Source organism: Corynebacterium mycetoides (genome assembly GCF_900103625.1).
Classification (GTDB): domain Bacteria; phylum Actinomycetota; class Actinomycetes; order Mycobacteriales; family Mycobacteriaceae; genus Corynebacterium; species Corynebacterium mycetoides.
The window spans coordinates 297,186-314,225 of sequence record NZ_LT629700.1; the positions used below are offsets into that span (position 1 = coordinate 297,186).

Below are 17,040 nucleotides of genomic sequence, written 5' to 3' on the forward strand. Positions count from 1 at the left end.
GACGATGCCAGCGAAACCGCCCTCGTACCGTGGGCTTTCTTCGTTCCGGTGCTTCGGAGTGGCTGGGCCACAATCGAGCTGGTTTAGCTCGGGAAATGTAGCTATTAGTTATTCTGAACTTAATAATTTCGAATTCAACCCAGAAAAGAGTCACGGGTCACCTAGTACGAACCGGGTTCCCGTAGCGGCGAATGTACACCTTGGCGGGGGTAGCCTACGATTAGGAATTAAGTCGATTATGCGAGGTCACATGCACCAGAAAATTGAAATTTTTCACTCAGCCAACTTCCTATCTCTGGAGAATCAATTAACTGATTCGATCAAAACCGCTTCCGCGGATGGCGCAAGATGGATGGACCAGAAAGTCACTTTCGACAACCTGCATACCATTGCCAATGCTGTCGATCTCGCCGTGCCGAACGAATCCACTTTCACGCGCTTCACGATACAGGATTCACGTTCCTTTCAAGCGATCGTAACCCGAGAGTATGGGAAACCCTCTTCGTACGAAGAAACAGCGCAGAACGAATATGACAAATTCATTTTGCAACCCCTTTGCATGTTAGCTTTCGCTGGTGTGCTTTCGTCCGAAAACCGGCGAACTCGCCAATTCACGGTTCGGAACCGACCCCTTCTCCGAACCATCGCCACAAGTGAATCGGAGGCGCGAACCTTTTTAATTTCCTATTTGGAAACTGTCTTACGCGAATGGGGCTGGTGGAATCGAATCTCAAGTTACTTCGAGTCAGCCCAAACCGAGGAAGACCTCCGGGTTCTGAAGCGTCAGTTTCATTACCTAATGCTTGAGAAGACTCGGGTTGGTTCGCGCGGTAGCAAGGATCCGAGAGTTGAGATTAATAGGATTTTTACCAAGGTAGTGAACCCTCTCGCTTATGCATATGGGGCCAGGGGCACTGAGCGGGGGCATGTGATGAAGTCGATACCCAGCAGGCACGACTTGATATACAACCGCCCGAACTTTTCCGACGCAAGGGTGCAGAAACCCAAGAATCTAACCCGGCGACAGTTCGAGGAGATTCTGGACAAGAAAGCTAGTCAGTATCCTGAGGAGAACAATCTCTCGAGAGTCATGAGGGAGGTAAGGTCATATCATCGGGAAGTATCCGAAGTACCGTCGACCGTTGGGGGTAAAGCCAGGCATGTTCACCATATCTTTCCTAGGTCCTCTTTCCCGAAAATCGCTGATTACCGAGAGAATTTGATCGTTTTGACCTCGGCTCAGCATCTTTTTGAAGCACACCCGTATGGCAATACGACCGAGGTCGACAAGATCTACCAGCGCAACGCACTTCTCTACAAGCTCGAGTCAATCAAGAAGAGTGTTGACCAAAATGACGGAATGTACAGCTACGACAGTTTCGCGAGGGTTGTCTCGCTTGGCTATTCATTGACGGTCCCAGAAGCAACCTATATGGGATGTAAGAACGCGATTTTGGGGCAGCTTGTTTAGTTATCGATTTTCAGTGGGGTACGCCCCACCAGAACGAGAGGCTGTCGTCGAGGTTGATTGATCTCGTCGCGAAATTGCACGCAATTCGGAAAAAGTTTGTAAATTCTTCCGAATTGCAGAAGTCCAGCAGGCGGCTTTCCTCCTCTCGGCTTAGGTTGCCGAACAGCACTGCTGCGCTGCCGTCTGGAATTCCATCTGCTTCGTCTCGGCGCACCAAGCGCGGATAGTAGGACAGGTTTGGTGCATAAAATAATGTTCCGTAAGTTTTTTCCCCAATTTTCTTGTTAACGGTATTTGCTATAGCTTCTTCGACGAAATAGTCGTCTTTCGTAGCGACTATTTGGTTCGGCTGCAGATTACGACCGCGAATAACCCGTGTTCCTTCTGGGCGCGACATCTTGCGCGTGATTGTCCGATCACGCCATGCAGATAGTTTGCCGAGTGACAAGTGATTGAGAACTCGGTCAAATTCTGGACCCCGGTAGATGACCCACGTCGGAAACTTGGGGTCAAGGCAGTAAGCCCTTTCACAGCTGCGTTGGGACTGTCGGGGCCAACTCTTCACCGTTATGAGATCTGAGCCCTTGGGTCGTGACGCTGTGGCTAGGCAAAGACCGATCGTTTCCACCTGAATTTCAGGAAAGCACAGCTCGCCATAATCGAAGATGGACTCGACAACGGTCGCGGTTGCTAGCACGTTTCGCAGACCGCGATATGTAGAGGCGTGTAGCAGCGCTTTCGGAAGAACAAAGCCAACCTGGTCTCCCTCTTCGATAGCTTTGCACACGAACCGAATTGCCATTTCCTGATGAACCGACCACGGGCTTGAAGGGTCCAGTGCTTTCCGGCCGAACGGAGGGTTTCCGATTATCAGGTCGAACTGTTCCGTTTCTAATTTGAGGTAATCGCCCACTTTGTACGCGATTCTCAAAAATGGATAGTTTGAATTCTGGATAAGTTCTTTCTGAAAGTTGATCGCCGACGTGTCGATATCCAAAGAAGTTATCTCCAACTCCTTGCCAATTAAGTTGCTTAGTTGGCCCAAGAGAACGAGGAATACCCCACCTCCGGAGGACGGTTCGAGAACCGACACTCTCTTGCGAGAGGCCAATTTCCAGGACTGGTTCAACACCGAAAATGCAACGAGTGGCTGGGTGTAATATGCTGCCAAGGTTGATTTATGCGTCGCTTTTAAGTTCCGGTAGGCGGCGGATTGTGCATCCGTTTCCCAGGGGCCAGCTTTCAGCAAGGGTTTGCCGGCTCGGAACCGTGATAGGTTCCAAACGGCGCTCCTAATTTTCGATGCGATGGCGTAAGCAATTGGGTAAGGTACGGCCTCGCCCAGACATTGACGAATGTTGGGAGCATGCTTCTTAAGGGTCACCGTGAGCGGCACGTCTGAAGACTCGAACCACTTAAAGTTGTCTGGAACTCCCATCATGCGCATCAGCTCACGAATACTGAAGACGCGATCATCCTTGGGGTGAACTGTATTCTGAGAGGCGAGGATGTCATTTCGGGTGTGGACGCACGGGCCAATTGCGTCCCAGAAGACTCGACGATATTTGTCACCGTTCTTTCGAACGTTTGGAACGATCTCTCCATTTATAACTCTATGCGGCCTTGATCCGGGGTCGGGGTTGTCGAAAGCGGACATACCTTCGGGTAAACCGCTGATCCATTGACGCATTCTCTCTTGGTAGGGGCGGAATGCGTGGAGGGGATCGTCCGGATCAATCTCACCCATAGTGGTGAGCGGGCGCAAGTCTCCGATCAATTCACGGAGTGTGGGTGCCGACTTCCTATCGGGAAACAAGTCGAGCGGACTTGCCCAGAGAACATCGTTTCTGACGCCAATAGTGATCGATCGCTTGCGGCTTGAGGGTGACCCGAACTTTTCGAGTCCCAAGACGACTGAGAAGAATTCGTAGGAGCTAGAGAGGACCCTTGAAATTTCTTCGCCAATGGACCGGTCGTGGCCGTCCATGCCGGTGCAGGCCGTCCTCATAAAAGCAGGAACGTTTTCAAACACAAAAGTGAGGGGCTTGAGAATCTCCACGGCTTCAATTGAGCGGACAACCAGCGAATTTCGGTCGAGCTCGTCACCTTTCTTGTGATTGGCGACAGACATACCTTGGCATGGTGGTGTGGCTAGTAGGCACGTTATCGGTTCTCCCCAGTCGGATTTCCATCTGTGCCCGCGATCGAGGACTTTTTGAAAGACTGAATCGACCCTCAGATCGCCGCAAATCAAATCCTCCGGATCAGCAATATTGTTGAGGGCTTGCACCTCCAGCCTTCTCGAGATTAGCTCGGCGCTGGCGACGCAATGGAACCCAGCGTTACGAAAAGCGAAGTCGCCTATTCCTCCGGAGCTGAACAGGCTTACATACGAGGGTGCTGGTGCGGATGCCATGAAAACATGGTAGCCATGAAGGAAAAGAAAAGCGAACTCGAAAAATTTTCCTTCAGGTCCGCTTTGGTGGGATTATACCGCAAATGGGCCGGTGAATTCTAGAAACTCGAGCTCGGTGATTCGAGACCACAGCTCAAAACTAATCGATTGATCCGGACTCGTCGTCGGGGGTCCCACTGAGCGCCTGAATCTGATCCAATGCGCCGAATAGTAAACTCGCCGCATGTCGCGTATGGTGGGGAAACAATGAGCACTTCCGAAAACGCTACCGGCAGCGAGTTTGAGCCGGACATGAAATTGTCGGAAAATCAGGACACCCCGCAGGTTGTCGCGGAGGCCGAAAACGCCCCCGCCGCTGAAGACACCAGGGATGCGGGAGTTTCTGAGGACACCGGCGCTTCGGTAGAACCCGAAGCCACCGCAACTGAGAGCACCGAGAACGCTGAGAACGCTGAGCGCACCGAGAGCGCTGAGAACGTCGAGAGCGTAGACGCAGAGCAGGACGAACCGGCCCAGGCAGCAGCGCCGGAAGAACCTGAGGCCCCCGCGGAGGCCGTGCCGGAGCCCGAGCCCGCGAACGGGTTCGAGGCTCTCGGCCTTCCGCAGAGCGTCATCGACGCCGTGAAAAAGGTCGGCTTCGAGCAGCCGTCGCCCATCCAGGCCGAGACCATTCCGCTTCTGATGGAGGGCCGCGACGTCGTCGGCCTCGCCCAGACCGGCACCGGCAAGACCGCCGCGTTCGCGCTCCCGGTCCTTAGCCAGATCGACCCGCAGCTGCGCCACCCGCAGGCCCTCGTTCTCGCCCCCACGCGCGAGCTCGCCCTGCAGGTCGCGGACTCCTTCCAGTCGTTCGCTGACCACCTGGGCAAGATCCAGGTCCTGCCGATCTACGGCGGCCAGGCCTACGGCATCCAGCTTTCCGGGCTGCGCCGCGGCGCCCAGATCATCGTCGGCACCCCGGGCCGCGTCATCGACCACCTGGAGAAGGGCTCGCTGGACATCTCCAACCTGCGCTTCCTCGTCCTCGACGAGGCCGACGAGATGCTCAACATGGGCTTCCAGGAGGACGTCGAGCGCATCCTCGAGGACACCCCGGACACCAAGCAGGTCGCACTGTTCTCCGCGACGATGCCGAACGGCATCCGCCGGATTTCCAAGCAGTACCTCAACGACCCCGCCGAGGTCACGGTCAAGTCCGAGACCCGCACCAACACCAACATCACGCAGCGCTACCTGTTCACGGCGCACCGCAACAAGCTCGACGCCATCACACGCATCCTCGAAGTCACCGAGTTCGAGGCGATGATCGTCTTCGTGCGCACCAAGCACGAAACCGAGGAGCTGGCCGAGAAGCTGCGCGCCCGCGGATTCTCCGCAGCCGCCATCAACGGCGACATCGCCCAGCAGCAGCGTGAGCGCACCGTCGATCAGCTTCGCGACGGCCGCCTCGACATCCTTGTCGCCACCGACGTCGCCGCCCGCGGCCTCGATGTCGAGCGCATCAGCCACGTGTTCAACTACGACATCCCGAACGACACCGAAAGCTACGTCCACCGAATCGGCCGCACCGGCCGCGCCGGGCGTACCGGCGAGGCGATCCTGTTTGTCACCCCGCGCGAGCGCCGCATGCTGCGCTCCATCGAGCGCGTGACCAACGCGACGATCGAGGAGATGGAACTGCCGACCGTCGACGAGGTCAACGAGAGCCGCAAGCTCAAGTTCATGGACTCCATCACCGCCTCGCTCGAGTCCAAGGACCAGGACGTCTTCAAGGCGATGGTCCGCGAGTACTCGAATGCGAATAACATCCCGATGGATGACATCGCCGCGGCACTCGCCGCCCAGGCGAATTCGGCCGGCGACTTCTTGATGAAGGAGCCGCCGAAGGACAAGCGCGACCGGCGCGACCGTGACAACTGGGATCGCGACGACCGTCGCGATCGGGACCGTGGTGATCGCGGCGGGCGGCGCGACCGCTTCGACCGTGGGGACCGGGGAGATCGTGGAGATCGCGGTGGCCGCGGACGCCCGAACGACAGCGAGAACTTCGACACCTACCGTCTCGACGTGGGCAAGCGCCAGCACGTGCGCCCGGGCGCCATCGTCGGCGCTCTTGCGAACGAAGGCGGGCTGAACTCGCGCGACTTCGGCCGCATCACCATCGGCGGCGACTTCACGCTGGTGGAGCTGCCCAAGGGCCTGGACTCGTCTGTCCTCGACCGCCTCGCGGACACCCGGATCTCCGGTCAGCTGATTAACATCCAGCGCGACAAGGGCGGGGCTGCGCGCAGCTACGGCGGCGACCGTGGGGATCGCGGTGGGCGCGGCGGTTTCGGCGGCCGTGGCCGCGGTGGACGCGACCGGGACGACCGTGGCTTCGGCGGCCGCGGACGTGGCGGCCGTGACCGCGACTGGCGCGACTAGAAGCTAGCAACGACGCAAGGGGCGGGGAGAGGAATCTCCCCGCCCCTTTTTCTGTCCCGTGGCGCTTCGTTTGATCACATGCTGGCCAACAAAAACGGCCCGCCCCCAACGCCGGGGACGGGCCGCGCACGCGCGCCGAGGAAGAACTTAAGCGAAGATGCCGGACGGCAGGTACATCAGGATCAGGATGATCATGACCAGCAGGTTGAAGATGCCCGCGCCTGCGGTGGCCTTGGCCTTCGCGCTCTCGAAGTTGGCGGTGTAATCGCTCGGGTCGGCCTCCGCCGGGTCCAGGGCGTTGAGGGAGCCCATAATCTTGCGCTGCTGCGGGATGACCATGCCGAACAGGATGCCCCAGGCGATAACCGCCAGCACGATGGCGGTGTGGAGGAAGTAGTTCGTCTTGAAGTGCTCCCAGCCGAAGATGAGCACCACGACGCCCAGCAGGGGAACGAGGACGGAGATCATGCCGTAGGTGGAGGTCAAGCGCTGGAGAACTGTCGCGCGGCCGACTGCCTCCTGGCTTCCGGTGCGGGCCTCGGCGGACTGGCGGGGGAACATGGAGGCGGCCACCATGACGGGGCCGAGCAGCAGGATGGCGGCAGCCACGTGGAGGAGTACGAAAACAGTAGTCATGTCCCACACCTTACAGGGTGGATGCGCCGATCAGCCCGGCGAAACCCGAGCACGCGCGCCGCGCCGCACGCAGGTCGGGCGCGGGCAGCGCCAGCTCGTAGTCGCGGGCCACGGCGACGAGCTGGCGCGCGTAGGCGCAGCGGGCGCGCGGGGCGGGCGGGAGCCACTCACTGGGCAGCTGGTCCGACTTGTCCCGGTTGGCGGTGGCGGAGGTGACCACGAGGTTGCGGGGGTCGTTGGCGAAGCGGACGCGGCGCTCGCGGTTCCAGGAATGAGCCCCGGTGTCCCAGGCGGCGGCCAGCGGCACCACGTGGTCGATCTCCACCTCGGCTGGGTCTAGGGGCGCGCCGGTGTACGGGTCGGTCACGCGGCGCATCGTGCGCGGGTCCCACTTTCGTTGCGGCACGGCGCAGTGAGCCGCACCGAACTCCTGCGCAATGAGCACCGTGCGGGTGTCGCAGCCCCCGGGCGCGGGCGCCCAGCCGGGGCCGAAAGCGTCGCGCGAGTAGCCGATGACGGTGGCCCGCTGTGGGGGAGGCGCGTTCGTGGGGGCGTCGATAAGCGAGCGCGGGGTGGGGAAGGGAAGGACGGCGAGGGTTACAGCGACAAGGAGGGCGAGGAAAAAGCGCACACCCACTTAGACGGACGGGGAGCCCCCGCGGTTCCGCTCGAGGGCCTCGGCGAAGGTGGCCTCGGGGTGGCTCACGGCAAAGCTGTTCACGCGCAGCGCGGTGTCGAACTCGTCCGCGACCCCCGGCCGCGGTCGGGTGGCGAGCGAGACGGCGACCATGACGGCGGTGGCCAGGATGACGCCGGGGACGATCTCGTAGAGCTCAGTCAACGGCGAGTCCACCGAACCCCAGATGAACACGGTCAGCGCGCCGACGATCATGCCCGCCAGCGCGCCCTGGGCCGTCAGGCGCTTCCAGTACAGCGAGGCCACCACCACGGGGCCGAAGGCGGCGCCGAAGCCCGCCCACGCGAAGCCCACCAGGCCGAGGATGGTGTCGGAGGGGTTGACGGCCAGCGCGATGGCCACGAGGGCGACGAGCACCACCATCGCGCGGGAGAGCAGAAGCAGGGTTTCGCCGCTTGGGCGGCGCCGGCCGGCGACGCGGTAGAGGTCCTCGATCAGCGCGGAGGAGGTGATGAGCAGCTGGGAGGACATTGTCGACATGATCGCGGCGAGCACCGCGGTCAAGATGATGCCGGCCACGAGCGGGTGGAACAGCACCCGGGCCATGTCCAGGAAGATGGTCTCGCCGCTCGGGTCGGTGACCGACGCGCCCGTCTGGGTGAAAAATACCGTGCCCACCAGCGCGGTGAGGATCGCCCCGATGTAGCACAGGGTGACCCAGAAGGTACCGGTGCGGCGCGCCGAGGCCGCCTCCGCCGGCGAACGCAGCGCCATGAAGCGGGTGATGATGTGGGGCTGGCCGACGTAGCCTAAGCCCCAGGCGAGGTTGCCGATGATGGTCACCGCGGACACCCCGGCGAACACGTTGAAGTACGTGGTGTTCGGCTCCGGGAAGGGTCCGTAGGGGTTCTCGGCGGCGAAGGAGAAGATGTCCGCCGGGTTGTCCAGCGTGAACAGGGCCATGACGGGAACGATGAGCAGCGCCAGGAACATCAGGGCGCCCTGCACCACGTCGGTGTAGCTCACCGCGAGGAAGCCGCCGACGAAAGTGTAGATCACGGTGACCGCGCCGACGATGAGCATGCCGGTGACGTAGTCGCCGCCGAAGGTTGACTCGTAGTACTTGCCGCCGGCCACCATGCCGGAGGAGACGTAGAAGGTGAAGAAGAAGATGATGATCACGGCGGCGGCGATGCGCAGCGCGCGGGAGGTGTCGCGGGTGCGGTTTTCAAAGAAGCTCGGCAGCGTGATGGAGTTGCCGGCGACCTCGGAGTAGGAGCGCAGGCGCGGAGCGACCCACTTCCAGTTGGCCCAGGTGCCGATGAGCAGGCCGATGACAATCCACAGCTCACTCATGCCGGTGACGAACAGCGCGCCCGGCAGGCCCATGAGCAGCCAGCCCGACATGTCGGAGGCGCCCGCGGAAATGCCCGCGACGAACGGCGGGAGGTCACGCCCGCCGAGGACGTACTCGTCGTACTTCTTCGTCCTGCGCCAGGAGTAGTAGCCGATGGCCAGCATCACGCCGAAGTACAGCACGATGGCCACGATCATCCACACATTGTCCACGCTTGTGACCGTCACTTTCCAAGGTTGGGTCGAACCCGTTTCCGGGTGCTCGAACTGTCCCCACAGGGTACTTCACACCGCAGGGGCCGGCTAAACCCGCAACGAACTGTGCAGGAGACGGCGTCGGGGGCGCGTGGTATAAGGGTGGTTATGCCAAAATTCCTCCTGCACGGACTCTGGTTGCCCGAGTCCGGCCTCAACCTGTGGGTTGAGCAGGTCGAGGGGCACAAGATCGTCCTGCCGTCCCAGGTCCCGGCCGGCACGTTTCCGCCGGTGGTGGAGGCCCAGTTGGATGACGCGCGCTTCCGCCACCGGGCGCGGGTGCGTCTGCAAACGCCGCGCGGGAAGCAGGTGGAGCTGCGGGCGCCCACGGCGGCGTTCGCCCCCAACGAGGCGATCTCGTTTCTGGCGTCGCTGGCGTTTTTGGACGAGGATTCCCCGGCTGTAACCAATGCGACCAAGGAGACCAGGCAGCAGCGCGCCGCCATCGCGCCCGATTTGTACTGGCTGATCCGGGCGTACGTGGGGTTGCGCGCGTTCGTCCGTGCAGGCCGCGTGAGCATCCACGTGCCCTACCGCGACGGGTTGTGGTACGCGGAGTGGCAGCTGGGCACGGGCGTGGAGGAGCGCGGCTGGCTGGCCGAGATGCTCGCGGCCGCCCCGGGCGTGCTGACGGTGAACAACCCGAGCCTGGACGAGGACATCGCGCAAACCCTCGTGCACTGGATCGCCAGCGCCCAGCTCGCGGCCTCGGAGCGGATGGAGGAGGATTCCCGGCCCTACCCGTGGCACGACTTCGTCCACTCCCTGCTCAGCGCCACGCCGCTGCGCCGCGGCGGGGCAGAGCTCACGCGCCAGCTCAGCGATTGGAACGGTTCCATCACGGCGGTGAACCTGCAGCTGGTCTTCATCGTGGAGCAGCCCGCCGAGTCCGCCGACGTCGAGCGGGCCGGCGCCGCGCAGTGGCCGGTGCGCGTGCAGGTGCGCTCGGGCACGGACGCGCCGCGGCCGGTGCGCCTGCACGAGTACGACTCCTCCACGGCCCAGACCCTGCGCCGCGACCTCTACCGGGCCACCGAGGTCACCTCCCTGGTCGACCACGACGCGCACCCCCGCCGCGCCGGCACCCCGCCGCTTGACGACGGCGACTGGGACGTCTACCTCACCACCGACGAGATCGTGCAGTTCGTCCGCGTCGACGCCGCTAAACTACGCATGAACGGGTTCGCGCTCATGCTCCCGCGCGCCTGGTCGCAGGCGGGGACCACCGCCAGGCTGCACGTGACGCAGGAGGCAAACCCCCACGATTCTTCCACGGTGACGCACCTCGGCTTCGACACACTGGTGACGTACGACTGGCGGGTCTCCATCGGCGACCTCGAGCTCACCGACGCCGAGATGGAGGAACTGGTCTCGTCCAAGTCGGGCCTCGTGCGGCTGCGCGGGCAGTGGGTGCTTGCCGACGGCGCCGCGCTGGCAAACACCAAGCGCTACATGGAGAAGCTGGCGGACAGTTCCCTGACGCGGGCGAAGCGCGAGGCGGAGGCCGCGCGCACCCGCGCCGAACTGGCGGAGGCCAACGGCGACCCGGACGCCGGCCGGCTCGCCGCCGAGGCGCGGCGCCTGCGCGAGGAGTACGAGCAGATGGCGGAATCCGGCGGCGCCGAAGGGCTGGTCTCCGCCGCCGAGCTGCGCGATCTCGCGGTCGAATCGGCCGCCGAGGCGGAGACCCCGGTGGAGTTTTCCGGCTCGCAGTGGTTCACCTCCCTGGTGGCGGGCACCGAACGTCCCGCACCGGAGCGTATCGACATCCCGGAGTGGGTCAACGCCGAACTGCGTGAGTACCAGCGCCGCGGGGTGGATTGGCTGTACTTCATGTCGCGGTCCAACCTGGGCGCCGTGCTGGCCGACGACATGGGCTTGGGCAAGACGCTGCAGCTTCTCACGCTGCTCGCCGTGGAGCGCGAGCGCGGCGAGCGCACCGGCCCCACCCTCGTGGTCGCGCCGACGTCCGTCGTGGGCAACTGGGCGCGCGAGGCGGCCCGGTTCGTGCCCGAGCTGAAGGTCGCCGTGCACCACGGCTCGCACCGGCTCACCGGCGACGAGCTCTTCGCCGCCATCGACGCCGCCGACATCGTCATCACCTCCTACGGCGTGGCGGGCCGCGACGTGAAGGACCTCTCGCGCATCGGCTGGGACCACGTGGTGCTGGATGAGGCGCAGGCGATCAAGAACGCGGGCACGAGGGCGTCGAAAAGCGTGCGCGCGATCCCCGCGCGGCACCGCATCGCGCTGACCGGCACGCCGATTGAGAACAAGCTCTCCGAGCTGCGCAGCCTGCTCGATTTTGTCAACCCCGGCATGCTGGGAAGCCAGACGTTTTTCCGCAACCACTTCGCCAAGGCGATCGAGTCGCGCCGGGACGAGGCGCTGGCGGACGAGATGAGCGAGCGGCTGCGGCGGCTGACCACCCCGTTCATCCTGCGCAGGCTGAAAACCGACCCCGCCATCACCGGCGACCTGCCGGAGAAGAACGAGCACATCGTCGCCGTGGACATGACGCCCGAGCAGGCGGCGCTGTACTCCGCGCTGGTGCGCAACGTGGAACGGGAGCTCGAGCAGCGCGAGGGCATGGCGCGCAAGGGGCTCGTGCTGGCGACGATCACGCGCATCAAGCAGATCTGCAACCACCCGGCGCACTTCCTCGGCGACGGCTCGGCCGTGACGGTCAAGGGCAAGCACCGCTCCGGCAAGGTGGCCATGCTCATGGAGCTTTTGAACGAGGCGGTAAGTTCCGGGCAGCGCGTGCTCATCTTCACCCAGTACAAGGCCTTCGGCGCGATCCTGCAGCCCTACCTGTCGGACCGGCTCGGCGAGCCCGTGCCCTTCCTCCACGGCGGGGTGAGCAAGGACGCCCGCGACGCCATGGTGGTCGGGTTCCAATCCCCCGACGGCCCGCCCGCGATGCTGCTCTCACTCAAGGCGGGAGGCACGGGGCTCAACCTCACCGCGGCGTCGGTGGTCATCCACATGGACCGGTGGTGGAACCCGGCGGTGGAGAACCAGGCAACGGACCGCGCCTACCGCATCGGCCAGGACAAGGACGTCACCGTGTACAAAATGATCACCCGTGGCACGCTGGAGGAGTCCATTCAGGACGTGCTCGACGGCAAGATGCACCTAGCCGGCGCCGTCGTCGGGGAGGGCGAGGGCTGGATCACCGAGCTGGACACCGAGGACCTCGCCCGGCTGATGAGCTACCGTGCGGAGGAGGATTAACATGCCCAGACCACGCGAAGACAACGTGATCTACGCCAACTTCGGGGCGCGCCGCCGCGTATCGACGCCGGAGGAGGTCGGCGCCCCGCACGAGCGCGACACCCGCGCCCCGAACTACTCGCCGGCGGCGATGCGCCTGTTCAACGCGGCCGTGCGCCAGACGGAGCCCGGGCGCATCAAGCGCGGGCGCCAGTACGCCGCCGACGGCCACGTCATCGACATCACCGCGCGCTCCGGCGGCTTCGACGGCCTGGTCGCCGGCAGCCAGAACGACCCGTTCTCCGTGTCCATCCAGCTGCCGCGGCGCTCGGCCGCCGACGTGCAGGAGGCGCTCGACGTGATGGCGCGACGGGCGAACTCGGTGACGCGGGCGCGCACCGGCGACTTCGACGACGACGTGCTCGACATCTTGCTCGCGCCCGACCCGACCGCGATCCGCTTCCAGTGCACCTGCCCCGACTCCGCGCCCGTGTGCAAGCACTGCGTCGCCGTCGCCGACAAGGCCGCCGAGCTCATCACCGCCTCCCCGGAGGTGTTGTTCTCCCTGCGCAACCTGAGCCTGAACACGTTCGAACAAGGTGTGCGAAACCGCGCGGCGGCCGTGGCCAAGGAGAACTCGGAGGCCGGATCGAAGTACTTCTGGGCCGGCCGCGAACTGCCGGACGTGCCACAGCCCAAGGTCGCGCCCATGATCGAGGACTCCGACATCGACCTGTTGCACCGCGCGATGCAGACCGTCTCGTTCACCAACATCGACCAGCTGCGCGCGGTCGCGGACATCGAGGACCTCTACGACGAGCTGACGCGTCAGTGATGTCGACACCGTTTGGTATGAGTAAGGGCATGAGCGAGCTGACCTTCATCCACACCTCCGACCTGCAGCTGGGCATGACGCGGAAATTCCTGTCGCCCGAGGCGCAGTCGCGTTTCGACGACGCCCGGCTACGCGCCGTCGACAAGCTCGGCGAACTCGCCCGCGAGCGCGGCGCCGAGTTCATCGTCGTGGCCGGCGACGTATTCGAGCACAACGCGCTCGAACAGCGGACCTTGGGCCGCGCGCTGGAGGCGTTTTCTCGCCTGCCCGTGCCGGTGTACCTGCTGCCCGGCAACCATGACCCGCTGGTGGCGGACTCGATCTTCCACCGTACGGAGGCGGTGGGAAACGTCACCGTGCTGGACTCCAACGAGGTGGTCGAGGTGCGGCCCGGCGTTGAGCTGGTCGGCGCCCCGCTGACCGCGAAGTACGCCTCCGAGGACCTGTGCGCCCGGGCGCTGCGCGACCTGGAGCCCACGGACGCGATCCGCGTGCTCGTCGGGCACGGCCAGGTGGAGGCGCGCACCGGGGAGGCCGCCGCGGACCTCATCGACCTGGCCAACCTGGAGGAAAAGCTCGCGAGCGGGGTCGTGGACTACGTGGCGCTGGGGGACACGCACTCCACCCGGTCGCTCGGCACGTCCGGGAAGGTGTGGTTCTCCGGGTCGCCCGAGACCACCGATTTCCACGATCTGACCCCCGGGGTGACGGGAGGCGAGGTGGATTCCGGCAACGCCCTGGTGGTGCGGCTGAACGCGGGGACCGCGAACGTGGAGAAGGTCGCCGTAGGCACCTGGGTGTTCGAGGCGCTGCACTGGGACGTCACCGGCGCGGGCGACGTGGACGAGATCCTCGCCCAGCTGCGCGCCTACCCGGACAAGGAGCGCACCGTGATCAAGTACGCGATCGTGGGCACCCTCGGCCTGGAGGACACGCGGCGCCTAGAGGAGGGCCTCGCCGAGCTGGAACCGGTCTTCGCCTCCCTGCGCGAGCGCACCCGGCTGATGGATCTCCATCTCGAACCCGGTGAAGACGAACTGGCCGACCTGCCGCTGACCGGGTTCGCCGCGGACGCCATGGAGGAGCTCGCGGGTTCCGCGGCCGCGGGTGACCCGGTGGCGCGCGACGCGGTCAACCTGTTGTTCCGCCTATCAAGGGAGGTCTCCGCGTGAAAATCCATTCCCTGACGCTGCACAACGTCCGTGCCATCGAGCACCTCGAGCTCACCGATATCCCGGACACGGGGGTCATCCTCATCCACGGCGAGAACGAGGCCGGCAAGTCCACCATCCTCGACGCGCTCGACGCGGTTCTCAACTTCAAGCATTCCTCCAGCGACTCCCGCATCCGCGCGCTGCGCCCGGCGGGCAAGGACGTCGAGGTGGAGGTGGCCCTGGAGGCGACGGTCGGGCCGTACACGTTTACCGTGCAGAAGCGGTTCTTGCGCGGGAGGCGCTCGTCGCTGACGATCACCGCCCCGCGCCGGGAGCAGTACACGGGGCGGGAGGCGGACGACAAGCTCGCCGCCATCCTCGATGAACACCTAGACCAGGCCCTGGCGTCCACCCTGTTCCTCCGCCAGGGCCAGCTGTCCCCGGGGGTGAAGGCCGCGGGGATCCCGTCGATCACCCGCGCCCTGGACCAGGGCGGGGAGGAGGACGCGGGGGCTGCCGGGACGGACGACACCGCGCTTATGCAGCGCATTGAGACGGAGTTTGCGCGCTACTTCACCAAAACCGGGAAGAAAGCCGCGTCGTACGCGGCCCTGGAAAAGCAGGTGGATGCCGCGCGGGACAGGCTCGCCGACCTGCGCGGGGACGTCGCGCGCCTCTCCGGGTTTGTCGATGAGGTGGCTAGGCGCGAGGCGGAGATCGCCGCTATCCAGCAGGAACTGCCGGACGCGGAGAGGGAGGAGGCGGCGCGAGCGGAGGAGGCTGCCGCGGCTCGTGCCCTCGCGCAGCAGGCCGCCGCCGCCGCGAAGGAGGAGCAGCGCGCCGGCGTCGACCTCGAGCGGGCCGAGGCGGACGTCCGCGCCCGCGCCGAAGCGCGCGAGCGCGTTGCCACCTTGGAAAAGGCCGCCGACGAGCTCTCCGCGCAGCTCGATTCCGCCCGCGAGGCGGCAGAGACCGAGGCGGGGCGCATTGCTGAGCTCACCGCCCTGCGTGACGACGCCAAGCGCAACGCCGCCGCCGCCCGCGAGGCCGTCCGGCAGGCCGAGCGCGCGCGCCAGGGTGTGCGTGTGCGCGCGCACGCCGAGGCGCTCGCCGCCTCCGTCGCGAGCCTGGACGCGGTGGACGCGGAGCTCGCCGGGCTGCGCGCGCGGCAGCCGGAGCGCCCGGTGACGGATGCGGACGTCCGGGCCCTGGAAAAGGCGCGCGAGGAGGTCGCGCTGCAGCGCCGGCTGCGCGATGCCGCCTCGGCGAAAATCGAGGTCTCCGGCCCTGAGGGCGCGCGCGTGCTTGTCGACGGCACAGGCGTGGAGTTCCCCGGCTCCGCCGTCCTGCCCGTGCACGACCGAACCCGGGTGACGCTCGGCGACTTCGACGTGGTCTACCGCGCGGCCCACGGCGCCGATGATTCCTCGGCCGATCCCTCGGCGCGCCTGGAGGCCGCCGAGCGCGAGCTGGGGCAAGTGCTCGAGGAGCTCGCGTGCGCGGACATCGACGAGGCCAGGCGGCTGCGCGACGAGCACGCCGAGCTCGCCTCGGCGCTCGATGCGGCCCGGCGCCAGCGCGAAGAGATTCTTGGCGGCCGCGACGCCGACGACCTGCGCGCGGATCACACCCGCGCCGAAGCGCAAGCGCAGGAGGCCGGGGCGGGGGAGACCTCGGAGGACGCGGCCGAAGAGGAGCTATCGCGAGCGCAGTCCGCGCTTGATGACGCCGAGGAAGCCGCCGAGCGCGCGGAGGCCGCGCTCAAGCCCTGGGCGGAACGCAAAGAGGCGACCGCGCTCGCCGTGGCCGAGGCGAAGGCCGAATCCAAGGCGGCGGAGTATGCGTCGGCGCGCGAGGAATGGGCGGCCGCCGAGCGCACGACCCCGGGTCTCGTCCAAGCGCGCGACGCGGCCGCGGCGGCGCACGCCGAAGCGGCGGCAGAGTCCGCGAAGCTCGCGGGCGAGCTCGCCGCGGCCAACCCCGAGCTTGCCAGCGACCTGTACGCCGGGGCCCAGACCCGGCTGCGCAACCTGCGCAGCCGGCAGGTGGAGGCGGACAAGCGCATCGCCGAGCTCACCGGGCGCATCGAGCAGGCCTCCGGGGTGGCGGAGCAGGCGGACCGGGCCGAGGCGGAGTGCGACGCGGCGGAATTCGCGCTGGCTACCGCGCGGCGGCGCGCCGACGCCGTGAGCCTGCTGCGCGAGACGATGCTGCGGCACCGCGAGGCCGCCCGGGCCCGCTACGCGGCGCCTTTTGCCGAGGCGCTCAACCGCTACGCCTCCCGCGTGTTCGGCCCGGACGTGGAATTCACGCTGGGGGAGTCCCTGGAGATTGAGGCGCGCACGCTCAACGGCGCGACGGTGGCGCTCGACCAGCTCTCGGGCGGGGCGCAGGAGCAGCTCGCCCTGCTCGTCCGCTTTGCGATTGCCGAGCTCGCGGGCAGCAGCCCGGTGCCCGTCATCGTCGACGACGCGTTGGGAGCGACCGACCCGGCGCGCCTGGCGCTGATGAACTCGCTGTTCAATCAGGTGGGCAAGCACTCGCAGGTGTTCGTGCTCACGTGCTTCCCGCAGCGCTTCGACAGGGTGGAGGCGGCCAAGGTGGCGCACATCAACGAGCTCGCGGGAGGGGAGAAATGAC

10 protein-coding genes are annotated in these 17,040 nt (G+C 65.1%); 6 read left to right on the forward strand and 4 right to left on the reverse strand.

The genetic code is table 11. The features are described from left to right. Nucleotides 1-250 precede the first annotated feature (250 nt). Nucleotides 251-1,471, forward strand: coding sequence for a hypothetical protein (locus BLS40_RS10915; protein WP_157672426.1), 1,221 nt, complete (start codon nucleotides 251-253; stop codon nucleotides 1,469-1,471). A gap of 10 nt (nucleotides 1,472-1,481) precedes the next feature. Here BLS40_RS10915 and BLS40_RS01555 read toward each other — a convergent pair whose 3' ends face one another. Beyond that, the gene (locus BLS40_RS01555; RefSeq protein WP_092147864.1) at nucleotides 1,482-3,887 is read right to left on the reverse strand and encodes a DNA cytosine methyltransferase; all 2,406 of its coding nucleotides are present in this window, start codon (nucleotides 3,885-3,887) and stop codon (nucleotides 1,482-1,484) included. Between the two features lie 246 nt (nucleotides 3,888-4,133). Here BLS40_RS01555 and BLS40_RS01560 point away from each other — a divergent pair, with 246 nt between their 5' ends. Further along, nucleotides 4,134-6,311, forward strand: a complete 2,178-nt coding sequence (locus BLS40_RS01560) for a DEAD/DEAH box helicase (RefSeq protein ID WP_092147867.1) — start codon at nucleotides 4,134-4,136, stop codon at nucleotides 6,309-6,311. Between the two features lie 147 nt (nucleotides 6,312-6,458). Here the strand turns inward: BLS40_RS01560 and BLS40_RS01565 are convergent, their stop codons facing one another. Genes BLS40_RS01565 through putP form a run of 3 tightly spaced genes read right to left on the reverse strand, consistent with a single transcriptional unit; the run spans nucleotide 6,459 to nucleotide 9,138 of the window. Further along, nucleotides 6,459-6,947: a DUF2269 domain-containing protein gene (locus BLS40_RS01565; protein WP_092147871.1), complete on the reverse strand. Its 489-nt coding sequence runs from the start codon at nucleotides 6,945-6,947 to the stop codon at nucleotides 6,459-6,461. A 10-nt stretch (nucleotides 6,948-6,957) separates the two neighbouring features. Beyond that, entirely contained in the window at nucleotides 6,958-7,584 is a 627-nt protein-coding gene (locus tag BLS40_RS01570; protein WP_231908484.1) for an HNH endonuclease family protein, read from the reverse strand. Then, nucleotides 7,585-9,138, reverse strand: coding sequence for a sodium/proline symporter PutP (putP, locus tag BLS40_RS01575; protein ID WP_092147874.1), 1,554 nt, complete (start codon nucleotides 9,136-9,138; stop codon nucleotides 7,585-7,587). 165 nt (nucleotides 9,139-9,303) lie between these two features. Here putP and BLS40_RS01580 point away from each other — a divergent pair, with 165 nt between their 5' ends. From BLS40_RS01580 to BLS40_RS11040, 4 genes are read left to right on the forward strand one after another with little or no spacing between them, the layout of a single operon-like run. Next, a complete protein-coding gene (locus BLS40_RS01580; RefSeq protein WP_092147877.1) occupies nucleotides 9,304-12,432 on the forward strand; it encodes a DEAD/DEAH box helicase in 3,129 nt (1,042 codons plus the stop codon). A gap of 1 nt (nucleotide 12,433) precedes the next feature. Continuing rightward, nucleotides 12,434-13,246: an SWIM zinc finger family protein gene (locus tag BLS40_RS01585; RefSeq protein WP_092147880.1), complete on the forward strand. Its 813-nt coding sequence runs from the start codon at nucleotides 12,434-12,436 to the stop codon at nucleotides 13,244-13,246. Between the two features lie 29 nt (nucleotides 13,247-13,275). After that, nucleotides 13,276-14,418: a metallophosphoesterase family protein gene (locus tag BLS40_RS01590; protein WP_092147883.1), complete on the forward strand. Its 1,143-nt coding sequence runs from the start codon at nucleotides 13,276-13,278 to the stop codon at nucleotides 14,416-14,418. Then, nucleotides 14,415-17,039: an AAA family ATPase gene (locus tag BLS40_RS11040; protein ID WP_092147886.1), complete on the forward strand. Its 2,625-nt coding sequence runs from the start codon at nucleotides 14,415-14,417 to the stop codon at nucleotides 17,037-17,039. Before BLS40_RS01590 ends, BLS40_RS11040 begins: the two co-directional genes overlap by 4 nt. Nucleotide 17,040 lies beyond the last annotated feature (1 nt).

Coding starts and splice junctions, on each gene's coding strand:
- BLS40_RS01590 (WP_092147883.1), top strand. CDS start 13,276: ATGAGCGAGCTGACCTTCATCCACACCTCCGACCTGCAGCTGGGCATG.
- BLS40_RS01555 (WP_092147864.1), bottom strand. CDS start 3,887: ATGGCATCCGCACCAGCACCCTCGTATGTAAGCCTGTTCAGCTCCGGA.
- BLS40_RS01560 (WP_092147867.1), top strand. CDS start 4,134: ATGAGCACTTCCGAAAACGCTACCGGCAGCGAGTTTGAGCCGGACATG.
- BLS40_RS10915 (WP_157672426.1), top strand. CDS start 251: ATGCACCAGAAAATTGAAATTTTTCACTCAGCCAACTTCCTATCTCTG.
- BLS40_RS01580 (WP_092147877.1), top strand. CDS start 9,304: ATGCCAAAATTCCTCCTGCACGGACTCTGGTTGCCCGAGTCCGGCCTC.
- BLS40_RS01585 (WP_092147880.1), top strand. CDS start 12,434: ATGCCCAGACCACGCGAAGACAACGTGATCTACGCCAACTTCGGGGCG.
- putP (WP_092147874.1), bottom strand. CDS start 9,138: ATGATCGTGGCCATCGTGCTGTACTTCGGCGTGATGCTGGCCATCGGC.
- BLS40_RS01565 (WP_092147871.1), bottom strand. CDS start 6,947: ATGACTACTGTTTTCGTACTCCTCCACGTGGCTGCCGCCATCCTGCTG.